Annotated in this window: 21 protein-coding genes; 13 read left to right on the top strand and 8 right to left on the bottom strand. The window is 58.7% G+C overall.

Features of this window, described 5'->3' with window-relative positions; genetic code table 11:
* Window positions 1–46: 46 nt before the first annotated feature.
* Window positions 47–490, top strand: a complete 444-nt coding sequence (locus MU846_RS04325; protein ID WP_246948812.1) for a hypothetical protein — start codon at window positions 47–49, stop codon at window positions 488–490.
* A 4-nt stretch (window positions 491–494) separates the two neighbouring features.
* Here MU846_RS04325 and MU846_RS04320 read toward each other — a convergent pair whose 3' ends face one another.
* Window positions 495–866, bottom strand: a complete 372-nt coding sequence (locus MU846_RS04320; RefSeq protein ID WP_246948810.1) for a VanZ family protein — start codon at window positions 864–866, stop codon at window positions 495–497.
* Between the two features lie 109 nt (window positions 867–975).
* Window positions 976–2865 (bottom strand): MFS transporter, encoded by a 1890-nt coding sequence (locus tag MU846_RS04315; RefSeq protein ID WP_246948808.1) that lies wholly within the window; start codon window positions 2863–2865, stop codon window positions 976–978.
* 247 nt (window positions 2866–3112) lie between these two features.
* Here MU846_RS04315 and MU846_RS04310 point away from each other — a divergent pair, with 247 nt between their 5' ends.
* The gene (locus MU846_RS04310) at window positions 3113–3853 is read left to right on the top strand and encodes a DUF4197 domain-containing protein (RefSeq protein WP_246948806.1); all 741 of its coding nucleotides are present in this window, start codon (window positions 3113–3115) and stop codon (window positions 3851–3853) included.
* Between the two features lie 6 nt (window positions 3854–3859).
* On the opposite strand, the gene MU846_RS04305 is transcribed toward MU846_RS04310, so the two are convergent.
* On the bottom strand, window positions 3860–4438 hold the full coding sequence (locus tag MU846_RS04305) for a DNA-3-methyladenine glycosylase I (protein WP_246948804.1): 579 nt from the start codon (window positions 4436–4438) through the stop codon (window positions 3860–3862).
* 196 nt (window positions 4439–4634) lie between these two features.
* Between MU846_RS04305 and glyQ the strand changes: the two genes are divergently transcribed.
* The 5 genes from glyQ (at window position 4635) to MU846_RS04280 (ending at window position 9518) form a co-directional block, all read left to right on the top strand.
* Window positions 4635–5639 carry a glycine--tRNA ligase subunit alpha gene (gene glyQ / locus MU846_RS04300; RefSeq protein WP_246948800.1) on the top strand — a complete coding sequence of 335 codons (1005 nt, stop codon included), beginning with the start codon at window positions 4635–4637 and terminating at the stop codon, window positions 5637–5639.
* Window positions 5639–7723 carry a glycine--tRNA ligase subunit beta gene (gene glyS, locus MU846_RS04295; RefSeq protein ID WP_246948798.1) on the top strand — a complete coding sequence of 695 codons (2085 nt, stop codon included), beginning with the start codon at window positions 5639–5641 and terminating at the stop codon, window positions 7721–7723. The genes glyQ and glyS overlap by 1 nt, the downstream gene beginning before the upstream one ends.
* A 5-nt stretch (window positions 7724–7728) precedes the next feature.
* A complete protein-coding gene (gene gmhB, locus MU846_RS04290) occupies window positions 7729–8277 on the top strand; it encodes a D-glycero-beta-D-manno-heptose 1,7-bisphosphate 7-phosphatase (protein ID WP_246948797.1) in 549 nt (182 codons plus the stop codon).
* 55 nt (window positions 8278–8332) lie between these two features.
* Window positions 8333–9070 carry a lysophospholipid acyltransferase family protein gene (locus MU846_RS04285; protein WP_246948796.1) on the top strand — a complete coding sequence of 246 codons (738 nt, stop codon included), beginning with the start codon at window positions 8333–8335 and terminating at the stop codon, window positions 9068–9070.
* Window positions 9071–9194: 124 nt separating this feature from the next.
* Window positions 9195–9518, top strand: coding sequence for an H-NS histone family protein (locus MU846_RS04280; protein ID WP_246948795.1), 324 nt, complete (start codon window positions 9195–9197; stop codon window positions 9516–9518).
* 457 nt (window positions 9519–9975) lie between these two features.
* Here MU846_RS04280 and gyrB read toward each other — a convergent pair whose 3' ends face one another.
* The 4 genes from gyrB to dnaA all read right to left on the bottom strand — a co-directional run bounded on the left by gyrB (window position 9976) and on the right by dnaA (window position 16150).
* Window positions 9976–12393, bottom strand: a complete 2418-nt coding sequence (gene gyrB / locus MU846_RS04275) for a DNA topoisomerase (ATP-hydrolyzing) subunit B (protein WP_246948792.1) — start codon at window positions 12391–12393, stop codon at window positions 9976–9978.
* A gap of 70 nt (window positions 12394–12463) precedes the next feature.
* Window positions 12464–13549, bottom strand: a complete 1086-nt coding sequence (recF, locus tag MU846_RS04270) for a DNA replication/repair protein RecF (RefSeq protein ID WP_246948790.1) — start codon at window positions 13547–13549, stop codon at window positions 12464–12466.
* 68 nt (window positions 13550–13617) lie between these two features.
* Window positions 13618–14718 (bottom strand): DNA polymerase III subunit beta, encoded by a 1101-nt coding sequence (dnaN, locus tag MU846_RS04265; protein WP_246948784.1) that lies wholly within the window; start codon window positions 14716–14718, stop codon window positions 13618–13620.
* A gap of 28 nt (window positions 14719–14746) precedes the next feature.
* Window positions 14747–16150 (bottom strand): chromosomal replication initiator protein DnaA, encoded by a 1404-nt coding sequence (gene dnaA / locus MU846_RS04260; RefSeq protein WP_246948783.1) that lies wholly within the window; start codon window positions 16148–16150, stop codon window positions 14747–14749.
* Window positions 16151–16615: 465 nt separating this feature from the next.
* On the opposite strand from dnaA, the gene rpmH reads away from it, so the two are divergent.
* The 4 genes from rpmH to mnmE all read left to right on the top strand — a co-directional run bounded on the left by rpmH (window position 16616) and on the right by mnmE (window position 20460).
* The gene (rpmH, locus tag MU846_RS04255; RefSeq protein ID WP_246948781.1) at window positions 16616–16750 is read left to right on the top strand and encodes a 50S ribosomal protein L34; all 135 of its coding nucleotides are present in this window, start codon (window positions 16616–16618) and stop codon (window positions 16748–16750) included.
* A gap of 42 nt (window positions 16751–16792) precedes the next feature.
* Window positions 16793–17185 carry a ribonuclease P protein component gene (rnpA, locus tag MU846_RS04250; protein ID WP_246948778.1) on the top strand — a complete coding sequence of 131 codons (393 nt, stop codon included), beginning with the start codon at window positions 16793–16795 and terminating at the stop codon, window positions 17183–17185.
* Between the two features lie 41 nt (window positions 17186–17226).
* Entirely contained in the window at window positions 17227–18984 is a 1758-nt protein-coding gene (gene yidC, locus MU846_RS04245; RefSeq protein ID WP_246948774.1) for a membrane protein insertase YidC, read from the top strand.
* 96 nt (window positions 18985–19080) lie between these two features.
* On the top strand, window positions 19081–20460 hold the full coding sequence (mnmE, locus tag MU846_RS04240) for a tRNA uridine-5-carboxymethylaminomethyl(34) synthesis GTPase MnmE (RefSeq protein WP_246948773.1): 1380 nt from the start codon (window positions 19081–19083) through the stop codon (window positions 20458–20460).
* A 300-nt stretch (window positions 20461–20760) separates the two neighbouring features.
* On the opposite strand, the gene MU846_RS04235 is transcribed toward mnmE, so the two are convergent.
* Window positions 20761–21417, bottom strand: coding sequence for a class I SAM-dependent methyltransferase (locus tag MU846_RS04235; protein WP_246948772.1), 657 nt, complete (start codon window positions 21415–21417; stop codon window positions 20761–20763).
* Window positions 21418–21759: 342 nt separating this feature from the next.
* On the opposite strand from MU846_RS04235, the gene MU846_RS04230 reads away from it, so the two are divergent.
* Both MU846_RS04230 and MU846_RS04225 read left to right on the top strand, forming a co-directional pair.
* A complete protein-coding gene (locus MU846_RS04230) occupies window positions 21760–22785 on the top strand; it encodes an AAA family ATPase (RefSeq protein WP_246948770.1) in 1026 nt (341 codons plus the stop codon).
* A gap of 261 nt (window positions 22786–23046) precedes the next feature.
* On the top strand, window positions 23047–23586 hold the full coding sequence (locus MU846_RS04225) for an acyl-CoA thioesterase (RefSeq protein WP_246948768.1): 540 nt from the start codon (window positions 23047–23049) through the stop codon (window positions 23584–23586).
* The last annotated feature ends 11 nt before the right edge of the window (window positions 23587–23597 follow it).

Genomic DNA, 23597 nt, shown 5'->3' with positions numbered 1-23597 from the left:
GCGGCACTATGTGGAAGACGAGGACGTGTTGAGCGACGGAACGACAATGCCAAGAGCAATTTTGACACTACTGCTGATGAGCGCCGCAGTGACCACACAAGCCGATGTGATCTGGCGCTGCCCTGGCGCAGACGGCGAGCCAGTGTTTTCCAACCAGCCCTGCGAGGGGGCCGAGCCGGTTACGCTGCCACCGCTTGGTGAGATCAGTGCGATGGAACTGCCCGCGCAGCGCCAGACACGCCCCCAAACAGCAACGCCCGCCGCACGCGAACGCGAAGCAGCCCCACGCCGTGCAGAGGGCCCGCTCAGTTTCGGGGAGCGCACCCGCTGGCGGCAGTTGCGAATCGAGCTTGACGGGCTGGAGCGTGATTTGCAGCGTGGCTTGCTGCAAGGCCGCGAGCGCTCGGCAGCCCAGGCTCGCATCAGAGCTGCCCGGCAAGAATTTGCACCACTGGAACGCCGCGCCCGAATCCACCCGCCAACGCCATGACAACTTAGCGGCGGCGCCAGAACCACAGCGCCCCCACAGCCACCAATGCGCCAGTGCCATTGGCAACCATGTCGAGCATCTCGAACTGCCGCGACGGCGTGAAAGATTGCGCGTACTCGATCAGCAGCCCGAATAGAAAGGTCGCCACCCATATCTGCCAGAGCGGTCGGCGCGGCCAGCCACTGCCAAACAATCCGGCAAGCAGTAAGTAGCCGATAAAATGACCGACCTTGTCGTTGAGGTGCGTGGCACCCAGGCGCACCAGCTCGTCCGCCGGCCACAGGCTCAGGATGCCCAACGCCAGAGCGCAGCTTACCGCCAGCACGCGCCAGAAATAATATGCCTTGCCACGTGCCGAGCGGCTCGGACTTCCCATATCTTTCTCCCTCGATCGCCCTGGGTGGGCAGCGGTATTTCTTTCCTGTCATTGTGGCCGGCAGCACTTGTGTCCGGATTTCATCACCAGCGCTCGCTATCGTCATCGCTCAAGCGCGGCTGCCTCGCAATTCCTGCACCTGCTGCTGCAGCCCAAGGGCGCTCACAGCCTCTGCCGGTACCGGCTGGCCCACTCGTAAAGCAACCCGCGCACGCAGCCGCCGGGGCAGTTTCGCCAGCGCTCGCCCGCCCTGATGGCTGAAAAAACTGCCCCAAAGCCCTTGCAAGGCCATGGGAATAACCGGCACGGGCGTTTCGGCGACGATCTTTTCGATACCCGCACGGAACTCTGCGATATCGCCATCGGTGGTAAGCCGCCCTTCGGGAAATATACACACCACGTGGCCGTCTTGCAGCGCTTCGCGAATTGCCACAAAGGCGCGCTCATACACCTCCGGCTGACGCGTCTTGCTGCCCACAGGAATCGCCTTGCCGGTTCGAAAAATATAGTTGAGCAGCGGCATGTCATAAATCTGCTGCTGCATCACAAATCGCACTGGCCTTTGCACCGAGCCGGCGATCAGCAGCGCATCCACATAGCTGACATGATTGCAGACCAGCACGCAGGGGCCTTGCTCCGGTATGTGCTCAAGGCCATCCCGTTTCACACGGTACATGAGCTTGGTCAGCATCCAGATGATGAACCGGATCATGAACTCCGGCACCGCTGTGTAAATGATGGCGGCGGCTATCAGGTTGGCAAAGGCAAGCAACAGGAAAAACCCCGGGATGGAGATGCCCATCACGCCAACCACGACGATGCCGGCTATCGCAGAGGCCACCATGAACAATGCATTGAGCACGTTGCAGGCGCCGATCACCCGCGCCAGATGCGATGCCCGTGTGCGCCACTGCACAAAGGAAAACAACGGCACGATATAAAACCCACCAAATATGCCAATGCCCAGCAGATCAACCAGGATGCGCCGCCCGGCTCCATCGGCGATGAATTCGCGCACTGTCATGCTGGTGCCATCCGCCGGCGCCGCAAGGCCCTGGTAGGAAAAAAACAGATCAATACTGAACAGAGAAAGCCCCAAAGAGCCAATCGGCACCAGGCCCAGCTCGACCCGCTTTCCCGACAGCTTTTCGCACAGAACAGAGCCCACCCCGATGGCGATGGAGAAGGTGGCAAGCAGCAACGCATACACCATCTCGGTGCCGAAAATATAATCGTCCACATATACTTTCAGCTGTGTGGTGTACGCCGCGCCCATAAACCAGAACCAGGAAATGCCCAGCACCGAATACCAGACCGACTTCACCTCACGGGCATGGCCGATCACGCGCTTTGTTTCACTGAAAATATTCCAGCTGATCTTTACCGATGGATCAGCGGCCGGCGCCGGCGGGACCGCCAACGAGGCAAGATAGCCTGCTATCGCGATAACGATCACCGCAGTGGGGCCCCACCAGCTGGCCGAGCCGGACATATTCAGCGCCACACCGGAAATGGAGCCAAGCAGAATGGCGATGTAGGTGCCTTGCTGCACCAGAGCATTGCCCGCCACCAGCTCGGTGCTCTTGAGATGCTGCGGCATGATCGAGTATTTCAGCGGCCCGAAGCAGGTGGACTGAAATCCCATACAGAACAGAACGCCCAGCAGAAACCACACAGCGTCGAAATAAAACCCCACCGCCGCGACCAGCATGACCAGCACTTCGACCAGCTTCACCCGGCGAATCAGCATGGCCTTGTCGTATTTGTCCGCAAACTGCCCGGCCAGTGCGGAGAACAGGAAAAACGGCAGAATGAACAGCGCCAGCGCGATATTGTTCAGCGTATTGGGGGCAACGCTGGTCACCACCCCGGAAGTGATCAGCAGGATCAGTGCCTGTCGATAGACGTTATCGTTGAACGCGCCAAAAAACTGCGTCAGAAAATACGGCGCAAAGCGTTTCGCACCCAGCAGCCGGGCCAGTGACACATCAGCAGCCATGAAAACGTCCTTATTCGGGGGTCGGAGAAGGCATCCGGGAAGCCTATCATTCCTGCAACGGCCAAGGGCAGGGCCGGCATCACTGTTTGGCGCGCCGCGGCGCGACACGGTACTCAGCAGTCGCTGCCCGTCGCCTTGTGCCCCCGTTTCCTGGTTTTGCCGTGCTGCACGCCGCAACCCGCCATTTTGCTTTATATTAGCCGCTCGTTTCTCTATCTCGACGACAGGCAGACCGAAGGAATCGACCATGCTGAATCACATTTTCTCCACCCGGCGCCCGTGGCTGGCCCGCGCAGCCGTGCTGTGTGCCGCACTGCTGGCCGGAGGCTGCGCCGGCCTGAACGAGTATCTGGCGGCAGGCGGCGGCACAGCCGGGCAAAACGGCAGCTCTTCACATCTCGCCACCGCCGTGCGCCAGACACTGGAGATCAGCAGTGAGCGCGCCACCACAGCACTCTCCCAGCCGGGTGGCTATGGCGATGATCCGCTACTGCGGCTGGCACTGCCGAGCGAGGTCAATCAGGTCACCAGCGCCTTGCGTCAGTTTGGCCTTGGCCAGCATGTGGACCGGCTGGAGGCCAGCATGAACGCCGGTGCGGAACAGGCCGCCGGGGAAGCCGCCGAAGTATTTCTCACCACTATCCGGGGCATGAGCATTTCTGACGCGCTGGGTATCGTGCGTGGCGGCGACACTGCCGCAACCAGCTATTTTCGCGAGCAGACCGAAGCAACACTGCGTCAGCGCTACCAGCCGATTATCCGCAGCAATCTGGAGCAGGTCGGTTTCTACGATCAGTACCGGCTGGTGGTGGATGTGTATAACTCATTGCCCATCAGCGGTCGGCTGAATCTTGATCTTGAGCGTTATGTGCTGGATCGCAGCCTGGACGGCCTGTTCACGCGCATGGCAGCGGAAGAACAGCAGATCCGGCGCGATCCGCTGGGCCGTGGCGGCGAGTTGATCAACGCCATCTTCACGCGCCAGTAATGTCGCTCACTGCATCGCGGCACAAATCTTGTGCCGCGGGCAGCTCACCAGGTGATCGTTCACCACACCCATCGCCTGCATATACGCATACATGATGGTCGGCCCGACAAAGCGAAAGCCGCGCCGCTTGAGATCCTTGCTCAACTGCTCTGCCAGCGGTGTCACCGCCGGGACATCGGCCAGCTGCCGTGGCCGATTTACAATCGGCTGGCCGCCGACAAAATTCCATAAATACGCATCGAAGCTGCCGTATTCTTTCTGCACGGCAAGAAACGCCTGCGCGTTGGTGATCGCGGATTCCAGTTTCAGGCGATGCCGTATAAGCCCGGGATCTTGCAACATCCGCTCCACATGCGCCGCGCCAAAACGCGCCACCCTGGCCGGATCAAAACCGGCAAACCACTCGCGATAGCATTCCCGTTTGCGCAACACGGTAATCCAGCTCAGGCCGGCCTGGGCACCCTCCAGTATCAGAAACTCGAACAGCACCTTGTCGTCGTGCACGGGCACGCCCCATTCCTCATCGTGATAACGGCGGTAAAGCGGATCATTCAGGCACCAGGGGCAAGGCGCTTCGGCAGTCATCGGTATCACCTCGTTGCAGCAGGCTGCCCTTATGGACAGTGGCATTATGACGGCGGCGGCCGCGTGCCCGCCAGCCCCGGTATCACCCGCCAGAGCGGGACGCTATACTTGGCGGCTTGATTTTTACCGGTTTGCAGGGGCATTGCGCCATCAACCGCGCAGCCGACTTTCAATTTTCCAGGCGACAGGATTGATCATGGCGGCTCAACCGCAAGTGGATATCAGCACGTTTCAGGGCCTGATTCTGGCCTTGCAACAATACTGGGCAGAGCAAGGCTGCGTTATCGTACAGCCGCTGGACATGGAGGTGGGCGCGGGCACATTTCATCCGTGCACCTTCTTGCGTGCCATCGGCCCGGAAAACTGGAACAGCGCCTACGTGCAACCATCACGCCGCCCCACCGACGGGCGTTATGGCGAGAACCCGAACCGGTTACAGCACTACTATCAGTTTCAGGTCGTGCTCAAGCCATCGCCGGACAATATTCAGGAACTTTATCTCGGCTCGCTGGAGCGGCTCGGTTTTGATACCCGCGTGCATGATGTGCGCTTCGTGGAAGATAACTGGGAGTCGCCCACGCTGGGTGCCTGGGGCCTGGGCTGGGAAGTCTGGCTCAATGGTATGGAAGTCACTCAATTTACTTACTTTCAGCAAATCGGCGGGATTGATTGCTATCCGGTGACCGGCGAAATCACGTACGGCCTGGAACGGCTGGCGATGTACCTGCAGGGCGTCGATTCCGTTTACGACCTGATCTGGTCGGATGGCCCGTTCGGCAAAGTGACCTATGGCGACGTTTTCCTGCAAAACGAAATCGAGATGTCCACGTTCAATTTCGAATACGCAGACGTAGACGCCTTGTTTGGCCAGTTCGATCTGTTCGAGCGCGAAAGCAGCCGCCTGATCGAAGCGGGGCTGCCGCTGCCGGCCTATGAATATGTGCTCAAGGCATCACACACCTTCAATCTGCTCGACGCCCGCAAGGCCATTTCCGTTACCGAGCGCCAGCGCTTTATCCTGCGCGTGAGAACGCTGGCACGCGCCGTGGCGGAGGCTTACTTCAATGCCCGCCAGGCGCTGGGTTTCCCCATGGCAGACCCCGCCCTGCGTGACGAAGTGCTGGCGCAACTGGCACGGCAGGCCGAAGCCCGCGAGAAGAAAGACAGCCAGCAGAAGCGCAGCACCAAGGGGGAGCAATAATGTCTGCCACATCCGTATCACACGCTGACCTGCTGATCGAGCTGGGCACCGAAGAGTTACCGCCAACCTCCCTGCTGCCTCTGGCCAACGCCTTTGCCGGAGAAGTGCTGCGCCAGGTGGAAGAAGCCGGGCTGTCACACCGGGCCATGCATGTTTTCGCTACCCCGCGCCGCCTGGCGTTTCGTATTGATGCGCTGCAAACCCGCCAGGCGGATCGCGAGATCGAGCGTCGCGGCCCGGCCGTTGCCGCCGCCTTTGACAAGGACGGCAACCCGACACGCGCCGCGCAGGGCTTTGCCCAGTCAGTGGGGCTGGCCGTCAGCGATCTGGAGACGCTGGAAACCGACAAAGGCGCCTGGCTGATCGCCCGCGTCACCGAGCGCGGCCGCGCCGTGGCCGAATTGCTGCCCGAGTTCCTGGCGCAGTCGGTGCAGCGCTTGCCCATTGCCAAACGCATGCGCTGGGGCGCGCACAAGGTGCAGTTTGTGCGCCCGGTGCACTGGCTTGTTGCGCTACTGGATAGCGAGGTGCTGCCGTTATCGCTGCTGGATCTTGAGGCCGGCAAGCAGAGTTACGGGCATCGCTTCCACGCCCCGGCGCCCATTGGCCTGACGCACCCGGCCGAGTACGAAAGCCGCCTTGAGCAAGACGGCCAGGTGATCGCCGATTTTGCCCGCCGCCGCGAGCTGGTGCGCGAGCAAGTGACTGCGGCAGGCAAGCAGGCCGGCGGTGTGGCGGTCATTGACGACGAGCTGCTGGATGAAGTCACGGCGCTGGTGGAGTGGCCGGTGCCGTTGCTGGGGCGCTTCGACAAGGATTTCCTGCGCGTGCCGCAGGAAGCGCTGATCACTGCCATGCAGGAGCATCAGAAGTATTTCCCGGTGGTGGATGCCGAGGGCCGGCTTACCGATGCGTTTATTACCGTCAGCAATATCGACAGCAGCGACAAGGCCCTGGTGATCCGGGGCAACGAAAAGGTGATCCGCCCGCGCCTGGCCGATGCCGCCTTTTTCTACGATAACGACTGCCGGAAAACACTGGCGCAACATGCCGAATCGCTCAAGCAAGTGGTGTTCCAGCAACAACTGGGCACGGTGGCCGACAAATGCGAGCGCATTGCCAGGCTGGCAGCCACAATTGCCGCGCAAGCCGGTGGCGATGCCGCGCTGGCCGAGCAGGCCGGCCGGCTGTGCAAGGCAGATCTCGCCTCGGAAATGGTGTACGAATTCGACACCATGCAAGGCGTGATGGGTTATTACCTGGCGCGCCACGAAGGGCTGCCGGAAGAACTGGCGCTCGCCCTGAAAGAGCAATATCAGCCGCGTTTTGCCGGCGATGCACTGCCCTCCACGCTCACCGGCCGCGCCTTGGCCATTGCCGACAAGCTCGACACGCTTGTGGGCATTTTCGGTATCGGGCAGAAACCTTCCGGCGATAAAGACCCGTACGCGCTGCGCCGGGCCACGCTGGGTATCCTGCGCATCATCATCGAAGGCCAGCTGCCGCTGGATATTCCCGCCCTGGTAGACGACGCCATCAGCCTGCTCGGCGAGCGCATCGACGCCGGCAAAGCCCGCGAAGCGGTGGCGTTCATCAATGGCCGTTACCGTGCGTACTATCAAGAGCAGGGTATTGATACACCTGTGATTCTCTCCGTGCTGGCCGTCGCCCCCGGCCGGCCGCTGGATTTCGATCGCCGGGTAAAAGCCGTTGCCGCCTTCCGGGCGCGCCCCGAAGCCGCCGCGCTGGCCGCCGCAAACAAACGGGTGGCCAATATTCTCGCCAAGCTGGACACACCGCCCGGCGATGAAATCGACGGCGCACTGCTGGTGGAAGACGCTGAAATGGAACTGGCCAACGCGGTAGTGGATGCATTCGCTGCTGCCGAACCGTTGCTGGAGCAGGGCGATTACAGTGCCCTGCTGGCGATGCTCGCCGGCTTGCGCGAGCCGGTGGATGCGTTCTTCGATCAGGTGATGGTGATGGCGGACGATGCCGCGGTGCGGGAAAACCGCCTGGCGCTGCTGTCGTTCCTGCGCGAGCTGTTCCTGAATGTTGCTGATATCTCCGAGCTGGGGAGCTGACGCCTGTGGCTACCCGCCTGGTGATTCTGGATCGTGATGGCGTCATCAACGAAGATTCCGACGCCTATATCAAATCACCTGAAGAATGGATCGCCATTCCCGGCGCTGCCGAGGCGATAGCACGCCTCAAGCGCGCCGGTTACCAGGTGGTGGTGGCCACCAACCAGTCCGGGGTGGGGCGTGGTTACTTCGATGCTGCCACGCTGGGCGCCATTCACGACCGTATGCATGAAACCCTGGCGGCCGCAGGTGCCACGCTCGACGGGGTATTTCACTGCCCCCATGCGCCAGAGGATGGCTGCGATTGCCGCAAGCCGGCAGCAGGGTTGCTGGATCAGATCGCCAACGCACTGGGTGAGCCGGTGGCGGGTGCCTGGCTGGTTGGCGACAGCCTGCGCGATCTTCAATGCGGCGCGGCGCGGGGCTGCCAGCCAGTGCTGGTGCGTACCGGCAAGGGCGAGCGAACGCTGGCAAAGGGCCTACCGCCCGAGCTGGCCGATGTACCTGTTTACGCCAGCCTGCCCGCTTTTGTCGAGCATCTGCTCGGCCGCTGACTCCCACTTTCCTTTTCCGGCGCCTCGATGGGTCTGATGCAGTAACGGAAGGCCTATGCGCAATACCAGCTTCAATATTCAGGCACGTAGCCTGCTGTTTGTCGTTCTTTACTACCTGATGGGCATCGTCCATAGCATACCCTGCGTATTGCTGGCGCCATTCCTGAACGCCGACCAGCGCTACCGCTTCGTTAATCTCTGGACACGCGGTGTAATGCTGCTGTTAAGGCATCTTAATCATGTTCGAATCGAGGTGCGCGGCCGCGAGAATATCCCGGTTGGCCAGCCATTTGTGGTAATGGCCAATCACCAGAGCCAATGGGAAACCTTCTATTTGCAGTTGCTGTTTGCGCCACAAACAACAGTGTTGAAAAAAGAACTAATGCGGGTGCCCTTTTTTGGCTGGAGCGTGGCATTGCTGCGCCCGATCGCTATTGATCGGCGTAAACCCGGCGAAGCGCTGAAAATGATTCTGCGCGAAGGCGGCCAGTGCTTGGCAGCCGGCACCAATGTGGTCATTTACCCGGAAGGCACACGGCAGGCCCCCGGCACAACGGGGCGCTTCAATGCCGGCGGCGCCCTGTTGGCGTGCCGCGCCGGCGTGCCCATATTGCCGGTGGCCCATAACGCCGGAAATTGCTGGCCTGCCCGCTCACTGCTGCGCCGGCCCGGCATCATTATCCTTGAAATCGGCCCGGCTATTTCCACCCAGGGCCGCACACCCCAGGCCGTTAATACCGACGTCGAAAGCTGGATTAAAGCCCGGGTGGATATTCTTGCGGCACAGCAATAGGCGTAATCGCAATAATCCTGCTATGGTGCTTTTTTGCCAGCATGCTAGAGTAGCAGCCCCGGTTGGTGGGCTAGTCGCTGGCACTATTAACTGACCTTTGTTTGCGCTTTTTTAAGGAAGATATATGAATATCAATCTTGCTCCACTCTCAATTGCTGAATTGGAACAGCTCATTGCAGACGCCAACACCTTGATCGAAAAGAAGAAAAATGAGTCGATCCGGAATGCAAAAGCAGAAGTCGAGCGTATTGCCAAAGAAGCTGGCGTGACCATTGAAGAGCTGATGGGTATTACCAAGCCCGGCGCCAAAGCCGTTCGCAGACCGGCTGCGATCAAGTTCCGGCACCCGGACGACGCCAGCCTGACCTGGTCTGGCCGTGGCAAGCGCCCGAACTGGCTGCAAGCAGAACTCGCCAAGGGCAAACAGATCGAAGATTTCGCGGTTTGATGGCAGGCCGGCGCGTGGGCTGACGGTTTTCCTCGGCCCCTGCGCCCGGCTGCGTCACCCGGCCTGCGCGACAAGCACACAGGTGTTTGCCGCTCGCAGGCGGCCTCCATTTCAAGGCGATTATGATCCCGACAGCGGAGTCAGGCCCGGCACAGTAACGATGGGCGAGGGCGATACGCCGTCACTCAAGCCAGCCAATTTATTGCGCAGGCGATAAATCAGCACCCTCACCGACTCGGCGCTGCTGCGATCCCTTTCACCGGCCATGGCCTCCCCAGCGTTTCATATACCACCGTGCGGCCTTGCACGTTGATCAGGGCGCTCAGGATATCGGTTTCGTCCACAGCCCGCGGGACTTCCTTTGCCGCGGATATCAGGAGGTCAGATGAAAAACCCGCCACATGCGGTAAACCATGTGGCGGGTTTTTTGTTGCTATATAGCGTCAAACGTAATGCGTCAAACGTCCAGATTGGCCACCTGCAAGGCGTTGGTTTCGATAAATGCCCGGCGAGGCTCTACATCGTCGCCCATCAGGGTGGTGAACATGTGATCGGCCGCAATTGCGTCTTCCACGGTTACCTGCAACATACGCCGTACGTCCGGGTCCATGGTGGTTTCCCACAGCTGCTCGGGGTTCATTTCGCCCAGGCCCTTGTAGCGCTGAATGCTGGTACCGCGCCGCGCCTGAACCATCAGCCAATCGAGCGCTTCGGCAAAGCTCGACACGCTCTTGCGGGTTTCTCCGCGTTCGATCAGGGCATCATCGGACAGCAGCCCTTCCAGCTTCTCGCCCAAGGCGCACATGCGCGCATAGTCCGGGGATTGCAGGAACTCCAAAGAGACAGGGTATTCGCGGCTTACGCCGTGAGCGAGCACTTGCACACTCGGGAGAAAATCACCGCGCTCCGGGTCCTTGCGAGGTTCGATGGTGTAGGTTTGTGCGCTGGTGGCGGCGGCATTGGCACGCTGGGCGAGATCATCGCACCAGCGTTGCATGAATGCCTCATCGGCCACTTTTTCCTGATCCAGCCCGGCCACATAGAGCATCTGCATCAGCACGGCTTCGGGGAAAATTCGCGACTGACGCTCGATCACGCGCATCACGGTGCGGTATTCCTGGATCAATTCTTCCAGCCGCGCCCCGGCAATAGGTGCAGAGCCCTCGCCCTCGGGCAGCAATGCAGCTTTTTCCAGTGCGATGTTGGTCAGGTATTCTTCCAGTGCGATGTCGTCTTTCAGGTAGCTTTCCTGCTTGCCCTTCTTGATCTTGTAAAGCGGTGGCTGGGCGATGTAGATATGCCCGCGCTCGACCAGCTCCGGCAACTGGCGGAAGAAGAATGTCAGCAGCAGGGTGCGGATGTGCGAACCATCAACATCGGCATCCGTCATGATGATGATGCGGTGATAGCGCAACTTGTCCGGGTTGTATTCATCACGCCCGATACCGCAGCCGAGAGCGGTAATCAGGGTCCCCACTTCCTGCGAGGAAAGCATCTTGTCGAAGCGCGCCTTCTCCACGTTCAGGATTTTGCCCTTGAGCGGCAGAATAGCCTGGGTGCGGCGATCACGGCCTTGCTTGGCCGAGCCACCCGCAGAATCGCCCTCCACCAGATACAGTTCAGAGAGCGCCGGGTCTTTCTCCTGGCAATCGGCCAGCTTGCCCGGTAACCCGGCGATATCCAGCGCGCCTTTGCGGCGTGTCATTTCACGCGCACGGCGGGCCGCATCACGAGCGCGGGCCGCATCGATTATTTTTTGTACAATCTGGCGAGCTTCTGCTGGATTTTCGATCAGATAGTCGTGAAAACGCTCCCCCATGGTCTGTTCTACCGCCGTTTTCACCTCGGAGGACACCAGCTTGTCTTTTGTCTGGCTGGAGAACTTGGGATCGGGCACTTTGACCGAGATCACCGCTGTCAGCCCTTCGCGGGCGTCATCACCGGTGGTGGAGACTTTCTCTTTCTTCAGAAACCCTTCGCTATCCATGTAGTTGTTCAGCGTGCGCGTGAGCGCAGCGCGGAAGCCGGCCAGGTGCGCGCCGCCATCCCGCTGGGGAATATTGTTGGTATAGCAGTAAATGGCTTCGTTGTAGGAGTCGTTCCACTGCAAGCCGACCTCTACGCCAATGCCATCTTCCCGATCCACCTGGAAGTGGAACACCTGGTTCAGCGGTGTCTTGACGCCATTGAGGTAGGCGACAAAAGCAGACAAGCCACCTTCGTAAGCGAAAATTTCTTCTTGCCCGGTGCGCTCGTCCTTGAGGTGGATGCTGATACCGGAGTTCAGAAAACTCAGCTCTCGCAGGCGCTTCGCCAGGATATCGTAGTGAAAGTCGATGTTGGTGAAGGTCTGGGGGCTAGGGCGGAAGCGGATCGTGGTGCCGCTGGTTTCGGTTTCACCGACCACTTTTAGTGGCTCATCCGGCACACCGTGGCGATAAACCTGCTCGTGTACCTTGCCATTTCGCCGAATGGTCAGCTTGAGCTCTTCCGAGAGAGCATTCACCACGGAGACACCTACGCCGTGAAGACCGCCAGAAACCTTGTACGAGTTGTCATCAAACTTACCCCCGGCGTGAAGCACAGTCATGATGACTTGCGCCGCTGAAACGCCTTCCTCGGGATGGATATCCACAGGTATTCCACGGCCGTCATCTGAGCAGCTGACGCTCTCATCCGGGTGGATAGTGACTTTGATGGTCTTGCAGTAGCCGGCAAGCGCTTCATCAATGGAGTTATCCACAACTTCAAACACCATGTGATGCAGGCCGGTTCCGTCATCGGTATCACCGATGTACATACCAGGGCGCTTTCGCACTGCATCCAGACCTTTCAGTACCTTGATGCTGCCGGAATCGTAGTTGTTTCCCGTCATGGGTTGTCCTTTGCGTTGATGCGCTTACCTTGAAAGAAGAATTCATCGGCCATCGGAGCAGTTGGGGCGGCTACTCCAGGCGATTCAATACACCATGTTCCACGTGGAACACTCTTGTCGCGTCATCCCGTGCAAGCGCTGGCAGGGCATCAGCAGACAGAGCAGTGATGAGCGTTTGCTGGCCGAGCTCTTGCAAGGCCCGGATCACTGCATCACTGTGTTGTTCGTCCAGCTCAGAAGCGAGATCATCCACTAGCACCAGGCAGCGGCCACCATGGCTGCGCACCAGCAGATACAACTGCGCCAGTAGCAAGGCATAACTCAGTGTCTTGGTCTGACCCCGCGAAAACACATCGCGCACCGGCCCAGCACCCGTGCTCAGGCGCAGTTCGGCTCGGTGAGCACCTTTGCCGGTGTAGCCTCTTTGCCGATCCCGCTCCAGATCCTGCGCCAGCAACGCAAGCAGATCCTCGCCTTCGGCCCAACCTGGATACAGGCTTATCCGCACCTCTGGCAGCTCCCCTATGTGTGCCAGCACGGCGTCGAAATGAGGGAGCAGGTCCGCCAGATAACGGGTGCGCAACCCGTTGATTCTATCAGATACCGAGGCAACTTGCTGATCCCATGCTGCCAACTCCCTTGCATTGAAGCCCCCAGCACGTAAAAGCTTGTTCCGTTGCTGGAGCGCTCCGCTGAGTTGGCGCCACAAGGGGAGGAAGGATTGTTCCACGTGGAACAATCCCCAATCCAGATATCTGCGCCGTGCAGAAGACGGGCCTTCCACCACATCAACAGTGCCCGGATGAAACGCCTGCACCGGCAAGAGCCTGGCAAGCTCGCTCAGCCCTCGCACATTGGCGCCATCCATTTTTAACGCCGTGAAACCCTGCCGATCACGAGACATGCCGATTTTATGAAGCACATCCTGCTGCGAAAGCACTTCCGCATATACCGCGGCCTCGCCAGCGGCCTCGTTGACCAGCCTTTGCAACCGGCTTGTTCGGAAGCTGCGGCCAGTGCCCATCAGATAGATGGCTTCCAGCAGGCTGGATTTGCCTGAGCCGTTACCACCCACAACAAGATTGACGCCAGCGCCGAGCGTCAGCTCTGCGTGGCTGTAGTTTCGAAAAGAGGAAAGAATCAGACGTTGCAGCATAGGGGCCGGCGGGGCAGGGCGGGCGGGTTCGGCCGGGCCGCTGGTGCGCTGCCCGGCCTGAGACGTCATCAGAGGCGCATCGGCATGACAACATACAAAGTGCCGGTAACGTTCGGATCAACGATTACCGCACTGCTGTTGCTGTCACCCAGCTGCAATTGCACTTCCGTGCTGTGCAGCGTATTGAGAACCTCGATCAGATAGCTGACGTTAAACCCGATCTCCAGTTCGCCACCCTGGTAATCGACGGAGATTTCTTCCTCTGCCTCTTCCTGCTCCGGGTTGTTTGCCTGTACCCGCAGGCTGGCATCCGACAGTTGCATTCTCACGCCGCGGTACTTCTCGTTGGAAAGAATCGCCACCCGGCCCAGGGTCTGGCGCAGCAGTTCGCGATCTGCCAGTACCCGGCGCTGGCTCTCTTTCGGCACCACGCGCTCGTACTCCGGGAATTTCCCGTCGACCAGCTTTGAAGTGAAAGTGACGTCACCCGCAATAACCCGCACGTGATTCTTGCCCACCGTCAATTTCACTGGCTCACTGACATCGCCCAGCAACCGCGCCAGCTCCATCACACCTTTGCGCGGCACGATGACTTCTGCGTCTTCGCTGATGCCGGATACCTCGGCATCCGCCATCGCCAGGCGGTGCCCATCTGTGGCAACCGCTCTCAGCCGCCCTTTGCGCAGCTCCAGCAACAGGCCATTCAGGTAATAGCGCACATCCTGCTGCGCCATGGAAAACGCCGTGCTGTCGATCAGCCGGCGTAGCTGATCCGGCGCCACCTCTAGCTGTGCGCCGCTTACCTGTTCTTCCAGATTGGGGAATTCGGAGGCCGGCAAGGTCGCCAGGGTGAACCGGCTGCGGCCCGAGCGCACCACCACACGTTCGCCTTCCACTTCAAGGCGCAGCTCTGCTTCGGCCGGCAAGCTCTTGCAGATATCAAGCAGCTTGCGAGCTGGCACGGTGGTTTCGCCCGGTTGTGTTTCGCTTTCCAGCGGCAAGCGCGCCACCAGCTCAAGCTCAAGGTCAGTGCCGGTGACCGACAGCTGGTTATCGGTCACCTCGATCAGCACATTGGAGAGCACCGGCAGTGTCTGGCGCCTTTCCACCACGCCCGCCACCTGTTGCAGGGGCTTTAGCAGCAGCTCGCGGTTGATAGTGAACTTCATATTGATTCCCCTACATTTGGCATGGTTATCAGGACGTCAAACTGCGCAGCAGATTCTGGTAATCTTCTTCAATCTCTGTGCTGCCTTCCCGGAGTTCCTTCACCTTCCTGCACGCGTGCAGAACTGTCGTGTGGTCGCGGCCACCGAACGCGTCACCAATTTCCGGCAAGCTGTGGCTGGTGAGCTCTTTCGATAATGCCATGGCCACCTGCCTGGGCCGTGCCACCGAACGGCTGCGCCTTGGCGAGAGCAGATCCGCGATCTTGATCTTGTAATACTCGGCAACCGTTCGCTGGATATTATCCACACTCACCTGGCGCGCTTGAATGGCCAGCAAGTCCCGCAACGCATCCTTCACCAGGCCAATATCCAACGGTGCGCCGGTGAAGCGTACGTGAGCGATCACTCTCTTTAGAGCCCCTTCCAACTCGCGCACGTTCGAGCGAATTCGTTGAGCAATAAAAAAGGCTGCGTCGTTCGGCAGCTCGATGCGCGCTTCTTCTGCCTTCTTTTTCAGGATCGCCACGCGGGTTTCAAGCTCCGGCGGTTCCATCGGCTGCGAGAGCCCCCAGCCAAAGCGGCTTTTGAGGCGCTCTTCCAGGCCATCAATCTCTTTCGGAAACTTGTCACAGGTGAGGATAATTTGCTGGCCATTCTCCAGCAACGCATTGAAAGTATGGAAGAATTCCTCTTGAGATTGCTCTTTGCCGGCAAAAAACTGGATGTCATCGATCAGCAGCGCATCCACCGAGCGATAAAACCGCTTGAATTCATTGATGGTCTTGTTGCGTAGCGCTGAAATCATATCCGCGACAAAGCGCTCACTATGCAGATAGACCACCTTCGCATTGGGGTTACGTCGCAACAGCCCGTTGCCCACAGCGTGCATCAGGTGCGTCTTGCCCAGGCCCACCCCCCCATATAGCAGCAGCGGGTTGTAGCCGTGAGTCCCGGGGTTCTCCGCCACTTGCTGCGCCGCCGCTGCGGCCATACGGTTCGATTTGCCTTCGACAAAGTTCTCGAACAGAAAAGTGCTGTTGAGATTGCTGCGGTGTTTGGCGGTGACGCCTGGTGCGCTATCTCTTGGGGCGGGCGCTGCGCCTCCGAACGATTGCGCACTGGCTGGCACCGCCGGAGCTGGGGTAGCCACCGGCGCCGGTGTGATCGCCGGCCTGGAGGGGCGCGATGCCCCTACCTTTATAGAAAGTGTAGGCAGCGGGCCGCTCTGAAGCTCGCCCAGCAGCTCTCCAATGCGTTCCAGGTACTTGTCGCGCACCCAATCCACGATAAAGCGGTTCGGGGCGAACAGGATCAGCTCGCCGCCGTCGGCGGATGCCACCACCTGTAACGGCCGCAGCCACATACTGTACTGCTGCGCTGGCAGTTCGTCTTCCAGCCGCGCGAGACAGCGGTTCCAGAGCTCTTCGGACACGTCCCTGCCTTAGGTTCATAAACAGAAGGATATAAGCGAACGGGCCATTCTAGCCCTCGGGGCTGCCGTTATCCACAGCCGTTTTCGAGAGGCCATTCTGTGGATAACCTTGGGCAGAAGGGGGCGTACAAAGGCGGTACAACCTTGGGGGCAATACTGTGCACAATATCCATCCCCACTCCCGCACCGCTTATCCCCAGCCAGCGCCCCGTTCCCGCACCGAGATACCAACGCGTTGCACACAACTTAACATATTGATAAAAAGAGCTTTTTTTAACTTATCCACAGAAATTCGTTTACCTATTACTAACACTACTACTAAAAAATCTAAATATATAAAATCTATTAAAGATAACTGACTCCCTTTTGCCCCTTGCTAGCACTCTCGCGTTTGACTCAAGAGCGCTACTGCCATAGAATCGGCGCCCTTCGATTGATCCTGTGATATCCCGTGGGGACGCACCAATGAAACGTACTTTTCAACCCAGCCAGATCAAGCGCAAGCGCAACCACGGTTTTCGTGCCCGCATGGCAACCCCGGGTGGCCGCGCTGTGCTGAACCGCCGTCGTGCCAAAGGCCGCAAGCGCCTGTCTGCCTGAGGTTGGCTATTGCCATCCTGCTACCCGCATACAGGTTCTGTGATGGATGGCGGTGATCCGAAACAAGTGTCACCCCCGGATCTCCGCTTCCGTCGCGCCAACCGCCTGCTAGACCCTGCTTCTTTCCAGCGTGTGTTCGACAAGCCTGACTATCGTGTCAGCAGCCGCCATTTTCTCTGTCTCGCCCTGAAAAACGATTTGCCTTGGCAACGCCTCGGCATGGTCATCGCTCGCAAACGTGCGCGGCGGGCAGTAGACCGGGCGCTGATCAAACGCCATCTGCGCGAAAGCGTCCGCCAACGGCCGGATTCCCTTGCTGGCCTGGACATCGTGGTGCTGCTGCGCTCAAATCTGAGCACTACCGATTCCACGGTACTTCGCAACGAGATCCTGGGCCTCTGGGACAAGCTGCTTGCCAAGCGCCAGCAGGCTTGAGACACTGCCGGCCGTTTTTCTCGCCTTAAGCAAGCCGCCCTATGGAAATCAAACGCGCTATTGTTCTGGTCGCCATCGCAGTGGTGACTTACATGATGATCCTGGCCTGGCAACGGGATTATGGCCGTGTCGTGGAGCAGGATCAGACCACCGTGACGGACAGCTCCGTGCTGGTGCCGGATGCCTCCGTGCTCTCGCCCGAAGCCAACGGGGCGGATATCCCTGCCGCGAGCGATGCGCCGCGTGCTGACGCTGGCGTGCCCGATACGAGCGCGCCGGCGCCGGCTGCTAGTGGCGAGAGTCAGGCGGCAACGCCGGAGCGCATTGTGCGCGTACGCACTGACGTGCTGGAAATGGAAATCGACCGTCTTGGCGGCGATATTGTCCGGCTTGCGCTGCTCACCTACCCGCGCCAGGTTGATACGCCCGATCAGCCCTTTATCTTGCTGGAGCGTTCCGCCGCCCGCACTTATGTGGCGCAAAGCGGCATCGTCGGCGCCAATGGCACCGACAGCGCTGAGGGCCGCCCCACCTGGGATGTGGAAAAAGCCGAATACCAGCTGCTGGACGGCGAGTTTGATCTGAATGTCGATCTCACACTGACGCAGGAAAACGGCACCGAGATCATCAAGCGCTTCACCTTCGAGCGTGGCAGCCATCTGGTACGGCAGTCGCACATCATTCGAAACAACAGCAATGTCCCCTGGCAGGGCGCGCTTTATGGCCAGATCAAGCGCGACGGCAGTGATGATCCCGGCAAGGCCACCGCTGGCTTTGCGCCGATGCCGACCTATCTTGGCGCCGCCTACTGGAGCAGCGAAAAGCCTTACAACAAGCTCACCTTGAAGGATATGCGGCAAGACAACCTGCGCATGACCGAGCAGGGTGGCTGGCTGGCGATGATCCAGCATTACTTCCTATCTGCCTGGGTGCCGGATAACAACCACCGCCACGCCTATAGCAGTGTCTACCGGCAAAACGCAGACGAATACATTCTCCGCTTCGTGTCGCCGACCACCACGGTCGCACCTGGTGAGGAAGGCGTGCTCTATGCAGAGTTCTACGCCGGGCCGAAGCAACAAGATGATCTTCGCGCCATCAGCCCCGGCCTTCACATGACGGTGGACTACGGCTGGCTGTGGTTTATTTCGCAGCCGATCTTCGCCGTGCTGGTGTTCCTGCAAAGTGGCCAGATCACCATTTTCGGCAACCAGTTCGATATCGGCTTCGGTGTCGGCAACTGGGGTGTGGCGATCATTTTGCTGACGCTCGTTATCAAGTTGCTGTTTTTCAAGCTTTCTGCGGCCAGCTATCGTTCCATGGCGCGTATGCGCAAAGTGGCGCCGGAGATGCAGCGTATTCGCGAGCAGCACAAGAGCGATCGCCAGAAGCAGTCGATGGAGCTGATGAAGCTCTATCAGAAGGAGAAGATCAATCCGCTGGGCGGTTGCCTGCCCGTGCTGGTGCAAATGCCGGTGTTCATCTCGCTCTATTATGTCTTGCTGGAATCGGTTGAGCTGCGGCAGGCGCCGTTCTTCGGCTGGATTCAGGATTTGTCGCTGATGGACCCGTGGTTCATTCTGCCGCTGCTGATGGGCGCTTCCATGTGGTTCCAGATGCGCCTGAACCCGACGCCGCCAGATCCTACTCAGGCGCAGGTGATGAAGTGGATGCCGGTGGTGTTCACCGTCTTCTTCCTGTGGTTCCCGGCTGGCCTGGTACTGTACTGGTTGACCAACAACATTCTATCGATTGCCCAGCAATGGGTGATTACACGGAAAATCGAAAACGAAGCCTGACGCACTGCTGGTGCAGCTGCTTCTTGTATCCAGCACAGAAAAGCCCGGCCGCTCCGGGCTTTTCTGTTTCTGGCTGACAGACCGTATACTCGCGCCATGACACCACCGATCGACACCATCGTTGCTATCGCCACCGCCCCAGGGCGTGGCGGCATAGGCATTGTCCGGCTTTCCGGCCCCAGGGCGAGGGAGATCGCGCTCTGCTTGTTGCCCCGGCGGCTTACACTCAAACCGCGCTACGCGCATTTCAGCACTTTTCTGAATGCGGAAGGCGAGGTGATCGACGAGGGGCTGGTGCTGAGCTTTCCCGGTCCGCATTCGTTTACCGGCGAGGATGTGGTGGAGCTGCAGGGCCATGGTGGGCCGGTGCTGCTCGATCAGCTGGTGCAGGCTTGTATTCGCTTCGGTGCCCGACAGGCTCGGCCCGGCGAATTTTCCTTGCGCGCTTTTCTTAACGACCGCATGGATCTGACCCAGGCAGAAGGCATTGCCGATCTTATCGATGCCGGCACGGTCAGCGCTGCACGCGCCGCCGTGGGCTCCTTGCGCGGCGCATTTTCCAGCGCTGTGAACGAGCTGGTCGAACAGCTGATCCAGCTGCGCATTTATGTCGAGGCCGCGATTGATTTTCCCGAAGAGGAAATCGACTTTTTATCTGACGGCAAAGTGGCGGCGGATCTTGCTGCGCTCCTTCAGGCTACCCGGGACGTACTCGCAACCGCCCGGCAAGGCAGCCTGCTGCGTGAAGGCATGACGGTGGTGATCGCGGGGCGCCCGAACGCCGGTAAATCTTCATTGCTCAATGCGCTCGCCGGCGAAGATGTGGCGATTGTGACGGATATTGCCGGCACAACGCGGGATATCCTGCGGGAAAACATTCAGCTTGATGGCATGCCGCTCACACTGATTGATACGGCCGGCCTGCGTGAATCCGAGGATATCGTCGAGCGGGAAGGAATTCGCCGCGCCTGGCAGGCCATCGAAAAAGCCGACCGGATTCTGCTAGTGGTGGATTCAAGCACTACCACCCTTGCGCAAATTACATCGCTGGACGAGCTGTTGCCGGAAGGGCAGCGCACGCTTTCCACATTGGATATTCCCGTTACGGTGCTGCTCAACAAAGCGGATCTCTCCGGCCTCACGCCCGGTCCTTTACCGGAGCGGGACGATACCTTTGCCATTTCTGTCGCGAAGGCGGAAGGCATCAGCGCGGTGCGAGAACATCTGAAACACAGCGTCGGATTTCATAGTGGCGAAGCCAGCCCCTTCTCTGCGCGCCGCCGCCATCTGACTGCACTTGAGCTTGCGCTGGGCTCACTGCAACACGGCCAGCAGCAGCTGGGCGAATTTGCTGCTGGTGAATTGCTTGCCGAAGACCTGCGCGCAGCACAAAAAGCTCTGGAAGAAATAACCGGAGCTTTTTCGGCAGATGATTTGCTGGGGCGGATATTCTCCAGTTTCTGTATCGGAAAATAGGTTAATGACATTAACCTCACTGATGTGAGTAGCCGCCTGGCTGATTATAACAATAGCCCCAGAGAAGGGGCTATTGTTATCCAACGCATGTGGGAAATTGAACCGTAGCGCAGCCCGGTAAAGCAATATCTGGCAAGTGCTTCGATAGCTCCCCGCGCTAACGAACTTCTATACAGCTATCACACCAAGAGCTCTCACGGCTCTTCTCGCCGCACTTGTTCAACCAAGTGCATCTTTCCAAGTGCTTTAACTCAGTGCTATAAAACATTACCGAGAAATCTGTCGCGAAAAATTTTCCTATCAGAACCCGCGACGATAACTCAATAGACGTCCTTTATAGGGAGGCTTGTCGCTGTCACTGAACGGCAGGCGTGTTTCCGTCAGCTCAAAGCCTTTTTCTTTCAGCAGGCGGCTGAAGCGGTTGCGGTGGCCGCGACCAGGGCAGGTAATAAGCACTTTCGCTTTCGGGCGGGCAAGGTGGCCTACCAGATCGGCGAGCATGTTGGCATGGTTTTGCTCGTAAAGAATATCGCTGCCGAGAATCAGATCGAACTGGCCAATAGTCTGATCCAGCGATGTCCAGGGCAAATCCAGATAAGGGATATCCGGCAGCCTGTTCAATGCGGCGTTATAGACCAGGAATTTCTTGCTGAGCGGGTGATGATCACTTGCTGTCACATCCGCCCCGCGAGATTGCAGCACCAGGCTAGGCAAGCCGAGCCCACAACCAAGTTCGATGATGCGGCGGTTGTCGATATCGATATGCTTGACGGCTTTTGCCAGCACTCGGCTGGCTGGCCAGAGTTGGCCAAACAGGCTCCAGCTGGCTGAACATATTCCGGCGCGTGCGGCGACGCCTTCCGGGTCAGCGTACTGGCTGATATCGCTTAGAGCGCGAATCTTCCATTGCAAGGCGCCTACATTGACGTTCAATTTCTGTGTTTCGTATCCGGGCATAACCACAACTCCTGTGCCAGAGCGGGAATCCGGTCTTTCCTGCTATGTGTTCATAGGGGCGAACTCTTTTCTGCTTCGCTGCGTTCATCATAGCCTTTAATTGAAAAATCTTCTCAAATGCCATCACGGCTGCTCAAGTGTCCTGATAATACGATTGGTGTTTGTACGTGCCTGGGTGACAGTGCTGGGACGGTCGTCTTGCCTAGGAGGGGTTTAACAACCTTTTCCAGAATCTGCTTTCTCAATCGTTGAGATATATCGCTCCTGGTTCTACTTTTCGAGGAGGCGCCAATCGCGCGGTACGGTTTTAATTTATCCGCAAATCATGAAAGGACTCTTGAGATGGTTACAGAAACTCGTTTGACGCTTCTTCCGGTGGCCTCCTGGGGCAGCATCATTGGTGGCGTGGTCACCGTATTTGCGGTGTCCATCCTGCTCTCGTTGCTGGGTTCGTCGATTGGGCTGGGAATGATCGATGCCCATGCGGAAAACCCGGTGGAAGGTGTGGGTGTCGTTTTTGGTATCTGGTCTGCCATATCGCTCGTGATCAGCCTGGCAGCAGGTGGTTTTGTGGCCGGGCGCCTGGCGGGCAACGCGGGTGCCACACATGGCTTTCTGGTATGGGCAGCTGCGCTGCTACTTGCCTCAATGCTGAGTATGGCGGCCATTGGCGGTGCCGTCAGCTTGACCGGAAAAGCGGTGGGGGGCGTTTTCTCCGCGGCGGGCAAGGCGGGCAGTGTCGCGGCACAAGGGGCCGGAGATGTCGCCAGCTGGATCAGCGAAGAGTTCGATCTGAATCTGGATATGGATATCGATGCTCAGGAGTTGCGTAGCGATGTGCGCCGGGTATTGCGTGAGAGCGATATCGAGGTGCTGCAACCGCGTTACCTGAGAGAACAGTTGCAGGCTGCGCGCCAGGATGTTGCCGCAGCTTTGCGAGAGCTGAGGCGTGATGATGCGACCTTTGATCAGGTCGCCTCCGATCTTGTCGGTAAACTGTCAGACCGGGCAGAGCACATCAGCAATCAGATCGACCGAGACGAAATAGTGGGCCTGCTTACCGAAAACACCGCGATGACACGCGAGGAAGCGGAAGATCTGGTAGCCGGGTATCAGGAAACTGTGGATGCGATCACCCATCAGCTGGATAACGCCGGTGAACAGATCGACGCGGCCAGGCAGGAGCTGGCGGAGCTTGAGCAGCAGGCACGCGGTGCTGCTGATGAGGCGGCAGCGGCCTTGGCGAAATCGGCATTCTGGGCATTTCTCGGTCTGATTCTGGGTGCCGTGATAGCCGGTGTGGCGGGTTACCTCGGCATGCGTAGCCGGCCCGAAGAAGATCGACTTTATGATCCGTTCCGCCGCTGACACAAGGACGGCCGCCGGCTCAAAGCCGGCGGTCTGATCATTGATCCTGTTGAAAAAAGAAAAGCACCTTTTCAAAACTCAATCGCAAAACATAAATGATGTTATTCCGATATTAAAAAACTTATCGACTCGACCTCACAGGCCATAGCGCATCTTATTCTCAGCGTTAACGTTATCACGATCACATCCTTTCTGGACTAACGTTGGAGGCGGAGCGACATCGCTCCGCATTCAACTACTAATCAGAAAGGAGATTTTCCAATGCGTCATAACGCTGCTGTAACCCAGACTGTTCCCGCAGAAAACACCTGGCCTATAGCCAAGGTACCCGTCGAATACGATTTGACGGAGTGGCGGGAGCTGCCTTTCGAGCTGGCAGAGCGCACTTATACACATTCGATAGAAACCTATCTCAAGGATTCCAATGCCTACGCCAACACCTATTTTGCGCGCTACTTCGAGTGGCAGGGTGTGTGCCGGGAAGCGTGGTTCTTCAAATGTGTATCGCCCGATATGTTGCAGGACAAGGGCGTGTTCATCACCAAGGCTGCTCATAACGATTATGTCCAGGAAACCTTTCCTTTCCAGACTATCCGCGGGCAGGTCAATACCGCTCTGGTGAAGAAGGCGTCGTTCTATATCCTGTTCCGGTTCAGCAATGCGGAAACAGGCGAGCTGGTTTCTGGCGGGTATCAGCAAATTGTTTTTGCGGATCATGAACGCCGTATTGCTCGTCTGCCCGAGGAAGTGCTGGCCACGGTTCGGCGTTACGAGGTGCCTTTATCGGTTATGCGAGGCTAAGCGATAGCTTG

This window comes from Alcanivorax quisquiliarum (assembly GCF_023051175.1).
Taxonomy (GTDB): domain Bacteria; phylum Pseudomonadota; class Gammaproteobacteria; order Pseudomonadales; family Alcanivoracaceae; genus Isoalcanivorax; species Isoalcanivorax quisquiliarum.
This window is presented reverse-complemented; position numbering and strand designations above follow the sequence as displayed.